At 42.4% G+C, this 10,577-nt stretch carries 10 protein-coding genes and 1 tRNA gene; 4 read left to right on the forward strand and 7 right to left on the reverse strand.

All coding sequences use genetic code 11. The features are described from left to right. Positions 1 to 58 precede the first annotated feature (58 nt). The 3 genes from AC4IFB_RS08855 to AC4IFB_RS08865 all read left to right on the forward strand — a co-directional run bounded on the left by AC4IFB_RS08855 (position 59) and on the right by AC4IFB_RS08865 (position 2,405). Positions 59 to 901: a DUF2971 domain-containing protein gene (locus AC4IFB_RS08855; RefSeq protein ID WP_490779966.1), complete on the forward strand. Its 843-nt coding sequence runs from the start codon at positions 59 to 61 to the stop codon at positions 899 to 901. 87 nt (positions 902 to 988) lie between these two features. Beyond that, entirely contained in the window at positions 989 to 1,324 is a 336-nt protein-coding gene (locus AC4IFB_RS08860; protein ID WP_490779967.1) for a hypothetical protein, read from the forward strand. A gap of 376 nt (positions 1,325 to 1,700) precedes the next feature. Then, positions 1,701 to 2,405: a hypothetical protein gene (locus AC4IFB_RS08865; protein WP_490779968.1), complete on the forward strand. Its 705-nt coding sequence runs from the start codon at positions 1,701 to 1,703 to the stop codon at positions 2,403 to 2,405. Positions 2,406 to 2,886: 481 nt separating this feature from the next. On the opposite strand, the gene AC4IFB_RS08870 is transcribed toward AC4IFB_RS08865, so the two are convergent. From AC4IFB_RS08870 to AC4IFB_RS08900, 7 genes are all read right to left on the reverse strand, one after another. Then, positions 2,887 to 4,125 carry a hypothetical protein gene (locus AC4IFB_RS08870; RefSeq protein WP_490779969.1) on the reverse strand — a complete coding sequence of 413 codons (1,239 nt, stop codon included), beginning with the start codon at positions 4,123 to 4,125 and terminating at the stop codon, positions 2,887 to 2,889. Positions 4,126 to 4,963: 838 nt separating this feature from the next. Then, the gene (locus tag AC4IFB_RS08875) at positions 4,964 to 5,389 is read right to left on the reverse strand and encodes a Rha family transcriptional regulator (RefSeq protein WP_490779970.1); all 426 of its coding nucleotides are present in this window, start codon (positions 5,387 to 5,389) and stop codon (positions 4,964 to 4,966) included. Positions 5,390 to 5,420: 31 nt separating this feature from the next. Beyond that, the gene (locus AC4IFB_RS08880) at positions 5,421 to 5,858 is read right to left on the reverse strand and encodes a hypothetical protein (protein ID WP_490779971.1); all 438 of its coding nucleotides are present in this window, start codon (positions 5,856 to 5,858) and stop codon (positions 5,421 to 5,423) included. Between the two features lie 54 nt (positions 5,859 to 5,912). Further along, positions 5,913 to 6,176: a hypothetical protein gene (locus AC4IFB_RS08885; protein WP_490779972.1), complete on the reverse strand. Its 264-nt coding sequence runs from the start codon at positions 6,174 to 6,176 to the stop codon at positions 5,913 to 5,915. Positions 6,177 to 6,477: 301 nt separating this feature from the next. Beyond that, on the reverse strand, positions 6,478 to 6,852 hold the full coding sequence (locus AC4IFB_RS08890; RefSeq protein WP_490779973.1) for a hypothetical protein: 375 nt from the start codon (positions 6,850 to 6,852) through the stop codon (positions 6,478 to 6,480). A gap of 922 nt (positions 6,853 to 7,774) precedes the next feature. After that, positions 7,775 to 9,088: a tyrosine-type recombinase/integrase gene (locus AC4IFB_RS08895; protein WP_490779974.1), complete on the reverse strand. Its 1,314-nt coding sequence runs from the start codon at positions 9,086 to 9,088 to the stop codon at positions 7,775 to 7,777. Between the two features lie 305 nt (positions 9,089 to 9,393). After that, on the reverse strand, positions 9,394 to 9,978 hold the full coding sequence (locus AC4IFB_RS08900; RefSeq protein WP_490779975.1) for a methyltransferase domain-containing protein: 585 nt from the start codon (positions 9,976 to 9,978) through the stop codon (positions 9,394 to 9,396). Between the two features lie 371 nt (positions 9,979 to 10,349). Here AC4IFB_RS08900 and AC4IFB_RS08905 point away from each other — a divergent pair. Beyond that, a tRNA-Lys gene (locus AC4IFB_RS08905) sits at positions 10,350 to 10,425 on the forward strand. The last annotated feature ends 152 nt before the right edge of the window (positions 10,426 to 10,577 follow it).

The following is a 10,577-nucleotide window of genomic DNA, read 5'->3' on the forward strand; positions in this document are numbered from 1 at the left end:
GTTGGCCATTTGAAATCTTAGACTTGCGTGTTCAATTTAAGGGGGTGGGGGTAAGTTTATGTTATTAAAGAAAAATCAATCTGGTGACAAGTTTGTAGATTTTATTAATTCCGACGATGCAATTTATCATTATACAAGGAAGTCGACAGCGTTAGAAAATATCCTACCAAACAGAACAATTAAATTTGGCGTTCTTTCTGGAACAAATGATCCTCAAGAATATCGAGAAAGACTTCATGGTGCTGTTGGCTGGGGATGGGATCATGACACAGATGATGTGCCTGGAGCCATCCGCAATATAAATACACGAATATTAAGGTGGTCTCAGTTCTTGTCCTTCTGTCAGAACACATTTGATAAAGACTCCAACCTAATTGATAGCGGGGTTCTAAAATCAAGAATGTGGGCGCAATACGGCGATAACCATGAGGGGGCTTGTATTGTTTTTTCTAAATCAAAATTAGTTAAGTTACTTGAAGATGAGAAAGTAGATCATCAAGAGATCATTAGTGGTGATATCTCTTACCTGAACCCCGGTGATAGTAAACTGCCTGTGCTGGATGTGGACTCTAGCGATTTCGAGAAAAAATCAATCGATGAAATTGCGTTTAACTTTATTATGAACAATAAACGAAAGATCTTTTTCAATAAACAAAAAGATTATCGAGATGAGTGTGAGTTTAGGGTTGTAAGAGTAAATAATACCCCCGGTTTTTCTGATGGTGGGGTATTTATTGATGGAAGTAGTGCTATGATGGGAGTGGTTTTTGGCGATAGATTTTCTAAGGTGTACAGGCCTACTGTTAATACATTTATTGCTGGAAGTGGCCTTCAAGCTCGACAGTTAATATGGAATAAAGATAGATTCCACTTGTTAAATCCCTGGAAGGAACTGACCTAACAAGTTATAGAACTTGAGTGTGTTTTAGGTGGAATAAAGAAAATGGATTGTCAATTTTATTGATTTGACTTAAAAGGATGTTTGAAAGTGGAAATATTGCATAAGTATCTCTTTAGTGTCTTTGCTGGTTGTTGTATTGCCTTAGGTACTGGCTTCTTATATATACCCCAATATGTTCTAGATTATGAAAAAGAAGCGGTTAAGCTATCACATGAGATAGAGCAGGAAGAGGGAGTGAAATTTGATTTAATAAAGGACTGTGGTCAACTTATAACTACGGTAAAGGACTGTAGGTATGTTCAATATGTATTTGAATCAAGCAAAGGATATCTCGATATATCTGAGAAGCTAAGTCATTTTCTTATAGGCTTGGTTGTCATGGTTATTATATTAGAAGTGGCGCTGCACCAATGGAAAAAATAAACTTAAGGATGCCTGCTGAAATAGAATTGTGTGTGTTAGTTGACGGTGATATTAGCATCCAACAAACCCGAATAGGTATGATGCGACTAAGGTCTAGATGCTCGATCGGTAGCCTCTGTCGTCATGCCATCGACCTCTCAGCTTTATCGCCTTTTCATTCTAAATTTAACTAGTAATGGGTGATAATTATAGTACATTCAATAAGTTATGATAAGCTTAAACAAAATAGGAACTGAATTTCTTATGGATGGTCGCTTCTTCCGGTTGGTGTCGCTTTTAGTTACACCTAAATGAGAATTAATAATTTAGACGGCATGTCCTAGTATCAGTATTGGCTAGATCACCTGTTATGTGTCTAAAGCACTAAGGAGAGTAAATGTTATTTGATGACGATTTTTTAAATTGTATTGACTCTAATCCTGTTCAAGCGATAGTTGATGCATGTGAAATTATATTTCATAAACTTGCGGAAGTTAATGATATACGAGGTTGGAATAATCAAGAACAAGAAATTCTTCTAGAGGCATCAGCATTGATTGAAACTGTAATTGTTTCAAATGAGCTGTACTCTAATTACGAACCTCCACATGAACTGTCTGGTGACCTTGAAGACATTTGTAGTACCTTGAGTAAATATATTCATAATATCCATAATGAATTTCAAGGTCGTGCTACCGAATTGAAGTTAGAAGCATATAAAAATAGATATAAGACTGCTTTAAAGTCAACATTTGCTTACGAGTTTTCCCAAGGGGATTTAGAAAGAGTGCAAAATTTAATTACTGAACTAAGGAGTCAAATTAGTGAGGTAAAAAATCTTGAACTTGACCATAAAGCTCGGTTATTAAAACGGCTAGAATCATTACAATCAGAACTTCACAAGAGGGTGTCAAGCTTGGATAGGTTTTGGGGGATGGTTGGAGATGCAGGTGTTGTCCTTGGCAAATTAGGTAATGATGCAAAACCTATTGTGGATAGAATAAAAGAAATTTCAGAAATTGTATGGAGAACACAAGCTCGAACAGAAGAACTGCCCAGTGACTCACCACGCCCATTACTAGAAGATGATAAAAACACCTAGCAAATTGAATTCACATCAATTGTCTATCGGTCTAAAACCGGATAATGGATTTTACATCATGGTGTTCTCTACGTTGTTTTTGTGTGTGCCTTCCTTGGCATACTCTTATCTCTTCCCTATGCTTTCACCACGCCGAATGACTTTGTACATGACACAGGTCTAATGTCATATAATGGACATCCTATACTAGTACAATTCTCAACCTGTTTACGCCACGTTCCAGGGGTGCTGGGATCATAGATGCACTCACAGCATTTAGCGTCTATTCGGCCTCTTAAACCAGTCTTAGTGGCCAATCTATTGATGGTGTTGGCCCTGTGGTTGGTGTGGATAGCGGTTGTGTTTTCGTTTGTAGTTACATTTGTATGAGGCATAGTTGTTCCTTGCAGGGTTTACCTGCTGGATATGTAGGTATGGATTAAGTGTTAGAAGAGGTCTTGCGGTTGTCAGGAAGAATAACTGTCTGAATAACAAGCTGTGGCTATGCGGCTTGTGTTAGTTCTAGTGTGTTGCTGGAGTTCAGCCAGTTCTTGAGTAACTCCCTCATCCTGCGAGAGGGGACATAAATTACAATCTTTTCACCTGTCCTGACTCTTGATCTCCATATCCACTGTACAAACTCATTTATTGCGTACTGGTCTCGATCAAAAGGAATTTCACACTCATTGAATAGTCTGGTCAGTGCTGGGTTGGGAAATGCATTGTGAATGTATACCAAGTATTTCTTATGTCGATAGAGATTGGTTGCTCTCATGTTCAGAACAACGTGGGTATCTCTTTCTGCACGTTCACCAGCTTCCATCTTCTTCAATTGGGTAGGTGACACTCTCCCGCTGACGTAGCCAAAAGGAGAATGCTGTAGCTTGGGTCTGAACTCCTTCGGTATTGTCCACATATTCAAATAGGGGTTGCCAGCGCCATACCTGTTTGCAAAGTTCCTAATACCGTTCCGCAGTCTCTTAAACTTCTCCTGTGTAGCCTTATTGAGATCACTAGTGGATAGAGCATGGTATCTCTTGCCGATACTATTTAGCTTTCGATCCTGAACGATCTCAATCAGGTCACGATAGGCATCACCGAACTCAGGGACATAATCAACAAACTTACCGTTGACTAAAGATTTAGTCTGGTAAGTCAACTTGTTCATCATCAGCCACGCGGACATAACTGAACCCTTGAAGTTGTATGTCAGCACTAGTACCTCATCAAAGGCAGTTAACCTGTAAGCACCGGTCAACCACACACAGAAGTCATCGTGAACTCTGACGACATTCCCACGGGCTACCTGTCTAATAAAGTCTTCATGCTTACCTTGATACTCCGTATCTTCCAGGTGAACCCGTGCTAGACCTGTCAGTTCATCAATAGATTCACCCACGATACCACCTGCACGTAGGGCGTGATAATCCTTTGTTGTGATGGAAAATGGACTAACAACGTCCAGTACCTCATCAAGTACCAGCGTGTAATCCTTATCCCTTAGTTCCCGCAGTGACATATCATCCCAGAGCTTCAATAGGGCATGAGTGGTGATGACAGTTTCGCCTCTGGACACAGCATCATTGAATATTGTCAGTAGGTTCTCTTTAGCTGACCGTGTGTCTAAATGTGGAACTATAGTCCTACGCTCGATAGCCTCAGCAAATCTAACGCACTCTGCACGGGACGGTAGGACAACTACAAAGTTTTCGTCTGGATTCTCATTAATGTAATGGATCATTGCAGTGCTCTTACCGCGTCCCATAGGAGCGTCAATGACCGTGATGTTAGGTGTAGAACTTGAGTTCATTGGTAATGTTCTCGTTTAGTGTGTTGTAGGTCTACAGAGTAGACGTGAGGAAGGGACATATAGATACTTATATGTTCTCAATACGTTCATATTTTGGGTGAGATTCGCCAGATTAACTCGCGAAAAATATTGAAATAGACAGTAAATACAAGGACTTACAGAGGTGTTTCTTTAAAAGAACTATTCATAAAATACTTAAAGTGACTTGCAGGTGGACTATAAGTTTGTGGACACATCCATCATTATCATCATCATAGATAAGATTAAACTTTAAGTTAGACAGTAGGTGGAACTGTTGGAATAACTTGTAAGAGACTTTAGGTATGACCAACAGAGTGACCTACTGTTTAATCTAGTAAGGCTAACGCCTTTATTTATAGACAATAAAAGGATTAAGAACTATAGAAATACTTTAGGTGAACTTTAAGTGTTACCTAAAGAGGTCTATATATCCATCTATCAATATCATCATCATAGATAAGATTAAACCTATAGGTAATCAGCAGGTATTACTGTTGGAATCATTTACAAGAGAACTTTAGGTGTCAACCAACAGATAACCTGCTGTTCATCTAGTTAGGGCTAACGCCCTTTTTGGTGTCTATAAATGATAAGTAGGATGAAGAAGACCTGATGTAAACTCTCAGTATCACCTGAAAGAGCAACTCAACACCTATTTACCTTTGATGTCCATATACCAGCGTAGCTGGCTACAGGTCAGGCATCTGGACAACCCGTTACTATACCGAAGTCTTCGGAGTACTCACGGTTAACCTGCACGTTCCTCAGATTCCAGAGCCATCACTATTATCTGCTTCCTGGTCAGGGGGGCTGGATCGGCCTGTTGGTGTACCTGCTGGAGTGCCTGTAGGAGTTCTAGACGCATCCGGTAGAACTCCTTGATCAATCTGACTTTGAACGCTTTCACGATCCTGTTGTTACGCATGAAGGTGAGCAGCAGGGTGGCTTGAGGTTCGTTTAAGATAGCGAAAGTAGACTTACTGTAACCACCCTGAGGTCTGGGACTTTGAGGCTGGATTTCAAATCTAACCTCACCGAATTCCCTCAACCCTTTCAGGTGGTTACGTACCAACTTAATGACAGCAGCATGGGACAACTCCAGACCCTCAGCGATTGCCAGGGTGGTCGTTGTGAGTTCGCCTGTGTGTTGGTCTTGGGTTGCTAATGTGTGCACGGTGTAACTCTCCTGTCTTGCTGTTGATTGATCAATGAATGAATGAGGATTGAGGTATAGCGGCGTCGATATCTACGTCTGGATTGCTTGAGGCACTGGCAGCAGCTACCCCCTGCCTAAATCCTTCATCAAATGCCTGATCTAGCACATGCTCAAGGGCTTTGTATTCTGCCTGCTCATCTGCTTCGATCTTATTTATTAGTAGGGTCAGAAATTCATCATCGGCAAGATCATCAAGCTCTTCCAAATTATTTAGTTCAGTAGGGTCTAAAGCCTCGAAATCACGGTCGACCATGTAAGTATCAACAAGCCCAACCATCGCCCCTCTGTTTGTTTGTCGTAAGGCTACACCTAGAACATGGTTGTCCGTTGCTTTTGCGAGTTCTGGGGCGTTGAGGTGTAGAACGGCTCGGATGAGGGCGGGGCGTGATAGAACCATATCTACGTACTTGACTAAATAATTATTCATGACGTTGTTTGCCTTCTAAATGTTGAGTTGATTATTGATGATTAGAGTGTGGGACTACTTCCCGCCCCAACGGTGCGTCTCTCTGGGTCTTTCTGCCTTGGCTACATAACCAAGAATCAAGGAATTAACCACTACTGATAGGCTCAGTCGTTCTCCTGTGTCTTCCTTATGTTTGTCAAAGTATCTGCCAAGGATCACCATAGTTTCCGGTAGAAACCGGACTTGATGTCGCGGGGTCTGACCCCTTGTAGATCGAGGTAAACCGACGATTCCTTTATCACGGCCTGGGTGGGTGTAGTGTTCTTTACTATTGCTCATGATTGAGTTTCCTTATGGTTAATTAATGAAGGTGATTGAAGGAGGTTATTGAAGTGGTTGCTATTGGCCAAAAAAGAGAGGCCGACAAGTAGTGGGCTGGTGAGACTGTAGGTGCATTTGTTAGATGACTTTGGCCAAAAAACTGACCACCATAGAGACAGACATGGGAAAAAGTTTCTTATTCTATAAGGGCGGCTTTCAAGTTAAGGGAGCCAGGATGATATGGCGATATGCAGGGTAAAATATTGAAAGTAGTAGATAACCTCCCTATCACCTACCACCCACGATCAATGACCTGTAATTAAGTGTCGATCCCTCGTAATAAATGCCTAGCTATGCTCTCCCAGGCTTTCTTACGTTCATCTTTGGTCATTCCTTCCCACTGGTCATATTTAATGTCAGATGGTGGATGTTCACCCCAGACCAGTTCTACTGTCTCATCAGGTATGAACCTAACGTCATCCTGTAGAGAAGCTGCAAGTCTCCCGCTGAGGTCATCTATTACTCGATCCCAGCTAGATATGGACTCACCCCATCCCACTCCCTCACTGGTGATAACGTCCTGTGTGAGAGATGCGGCCTTATCTTCAATATCTGTAAAGGTACTGAGGCAAAGTAGGGCTGTGTTATAGGCTGCATCTACAGATAGGTCTGCTGTGCTACTGATCGTTGTCATCTGGGTCACCTGTATGTTTAATTGAAGTACCACAGGCTACTTGGAATCAATGCCAAAAACAACCTAAACCGTTGATATATAAAGTAAATATCACGATATCGTATGGCTTGCTTAATCGTCAGTAATGAGGGTAATGGATACGTAATCCATTGGTCACTTATTGAAAACAATAGGTTACGGCTGGTTGTGTCAGGTTTTGTGCCAGATGACTACAAAGGTGCAACAAGCTAATGAGTGTTTCAATTATCTACAAGGGAGGGAATCAAGTTTCGAGATACCACTACTTAGGGTGTTGATTAATCCTATAAGAGGGCTTTTCAAGTTTTCAGATACCACTACTCATGGCGTTTCTGTTCCTATAACTGGCCCTTTCAGTTTTACGATGCCACATGCATGAGTGTTTCTTCTGCTATAAGGGAGGGATTCAAGTGGTCGATACCGCAAACATAAGGTGTTTCTTCTACTATAACGGTGCATTTCAAGTGGCCTATACCACTACGTAAGGCGTCACTCCTTACTGTGACAAGGCTTTGTAGATGGAAAAGGGTGACAACTGGTGGGACAGAATTACCTAAGTAACTGTAATTAAAGATAATGGATAGACTATGGTAGTCGACGCCTGAACTATATAGGTGCTTACTGGTGGTCAATCTCTAGTTGTGCTCTATTCGTTAACCAAATAATTCAAGTAGATATTTGAGATTACCCTGTGTCGCTGTCTTAGGTGCTTGCTAGGTAGTAGACCTACTCCCCCTGGCAGTGGCTATAAGTGATCGTGAGGTCTTGTGCATGGTTACGGCTGGTCTTTGCTGGGTGCCTACGGGGGAAACTCCAGACATCCTTTCATATATATACCTCCTCACATTTTTTCTGGAAATATTTTAGGTACTGAAACAGTTTAGGCAGTCTCTAATGGTATCGATCAAATCTTATATGAAACCTTTTCAATAGCTTCTCGCATGGCTTCCAGTGTTGCTCCTTTGCTGTAGGTCGAGAAAGCCAGTGCGTGAGGCTTATGGCCAACGATACGTTCTATCAACAGGAGGTTAACATCTGCCTGTTCTAGTTTGGTCATAAAGGTATGGCGGATTGAATGGAAGACCAGCGTAGCCGGGAAGCCGAGACTTGTCTTCACTCTGCCGAAGAACTTACTTATGTTCCAGCCTAAACGCTTATCAGGCCCACCCGGTATTAAGCCCTCAATCAACTGGCCGTGTGTGCGGTTAGCTTTCAGGTTGTCTACAAGATCACTGATTGCTGGGTGGATTGGAACCTGTCGAACAGCGGCGGCAGTCTTACCAGCCGTGATGCTGAACACCTCGCCTGTACAATCACCCACCTTTAGACTACAAATCTCGTCAATTCTCATGCCAGTATGCATAGCGATCATAACGATGGGTATTGTTTTCGTGGCATTCTTTCTGGTCACCTGTCTAGAAGCACTAGTAGATAACTGTGAGAGTTCTTCTAGCAGGGTCTTTAGCTGGGTATCGTTCCAAGCTTCCCTAGGTTTCTCCTTGGATTCATCACCAGCCCTGCGACCTTTGATAGTCTTCACCTTGATACCTGAAAAAGGGTTGGTGCTGGTGTACCTATTCTCCTGAAGCCAGTCATAGAAAAGGTTAAGAGTGTTGAGCCTGCGATTCTTTACCTTCTGGGATATATTCGACTGCTTGATGTGCTTCTCGTAGAACCTGTAAGCCTCATCAGGATCACCAGCAGCATCTACAGGCACATCTCTACCTATCTGGTCAGCCCATAGGTCGACCATTCTCATGCGATCTCTAACGCTTCCATTAGTCAAACTAGCGGTACATTCCCGCTCGTAATCGGCAAGTAATGACCGAAGGGGTTTAGCGTCGATCTTCGCCTTGGCTATCCGAAGTGCTTGTTTGACAAGATCAGGTTGGGTGTCTTCGATGCGGGTTACTTCACGCTCAAGGAGATATGATAATGCCTCCTCATTGTTTCCATCGGGTGTGTTGTACTCTGATCCCTTCAGTCGATGCAGTTCTTTAGCTGTACGAATAACCTTAGGTACGTTCGCGCCTTCCTCATTTGCGGTATCGATCACCTTGTAATAGTCAGCATGCATCTCATCACGCCGCCGCCTTGCCTCAGCCAAGTCTTTCGTTCTTAAGGACTTCTGGAAGTGAGTTCCAAAAACCTCCTGCATCCAGCCTGGGTACTTCCTCTTATAAGAATAGGACTCCCCCCTCTTGAGTAAATACTTCATATCCGACATTATTCCTACCCGCTGGGGTGACAGTTTAGGGTGACAGTCTAGGCGTGTAAGTCCCTGTTTACAATAGCATTCATGGGTATAGGTAATGAGGTACAGGGTAACCCATCGTCCACCCCATTTTCTTACTCAGTAATATTTTCTCATAAAAACAATGCCTTACTTATTGGGTCGACACCGTCTGGTGACTGACTCTGTAAGTTTTTCGTGCCTGCGCTATTAATCCCTATTCGTATCTCAGCTTCTTAAATTGACACTGCATTCTTCGACTCTTATTAAGATTGCGCTGAAAAATGGCTCTATTGCGATAAACAGTTCCGCCAAGAGAAATCTGCACCGATATCTTTAACCTTTTTCGCGACAATGTAGCTGTTCAAAAAGCATTTATGTCGTGTCAGCCAGGGTAGTCTCCAAGAAAATATATGGCTTTTGAAATCATATGACACCCCAGTAATTTCAAAACCTAGGTTTTCACAGAAAAGTGCTTCTAATGCTTCTGTCGAAAAGCGCCAATAGTCGTTTGGATAAGCGTGTAGTGGAAATGAGTGGTGTGTCTGTATGGCGACAAGACCACCGAGGGTTAAAGTGCGCGAAATCTCTTCTGCTGCAAGCCACGGGTATTGAATATGTTCAAATGTGGAGCAAGAGATGATTATGTCAAAGGCGTTTTCCCCTAACGTTTTTGATAGGGTGTGAATGTCCGCAACGATGTCTACATCATCACCATCGACAAAGTCAGTGCCAACATAACTGGATGCATGTGGAACCCAATTCTTATGGAGTGTTGAACGATTAGGTTTACTTCGCTTTGTACCTAATTCCAATACCCGTGGACCACTGATTTTTTCTGCTTCTTTGAAAAACAATTCAAGGCTTTTTCTCATTTCCGAGCAGACTGCTTTGATATGAAAATGAGCTTAAATCGCGAACGTAAGTCTATTCCTGGTATTCGTATATTCAACATATCTATCCTTGATCTGATCTATTGGGTCGGCTCTGAATGGCACGGAATCTATAACGAGGTACACTAGCTTAACAATAATTATCGATGATTCAACCAAACTGCCTTCCATTGGTTGTCAGGTCTCCCCCCCCTCTTGAATAAATATTTCATTTCTGACATCATTCGCGCCTGCTTAATGGTATGCCTTGCAATGATGGTTCGATTACCTAAGTCATTGTTTACAAGGGTGTTCATATGTTTGGGTGGTGAAGCGACAGAATCGCCCATTGACCAAACCATCCATTTAAGATTGGGCCATTAGCTCAGCTGGTAGAGCAGTGGACTCTTAATCCATTGGTCGAAGGTTCGAATCCTTCATGGCCCACCAAACATAAATATCAAAGCCCGGACCTGTGCGTTCGGGTTTTTTATTTCTACAGAGGAGATTCGAACCTTCGACTTCAAACAAGCCAGGTTCGACAGTCGAGCAAAGCGAGGCTGATCGTGGGAGCAGCGACTACGACCCGAAGGGCGAGGCGT

This window comes from Candidatus Thiodiazotropha sp. AKIB8 (assembly GCF_058244675.1).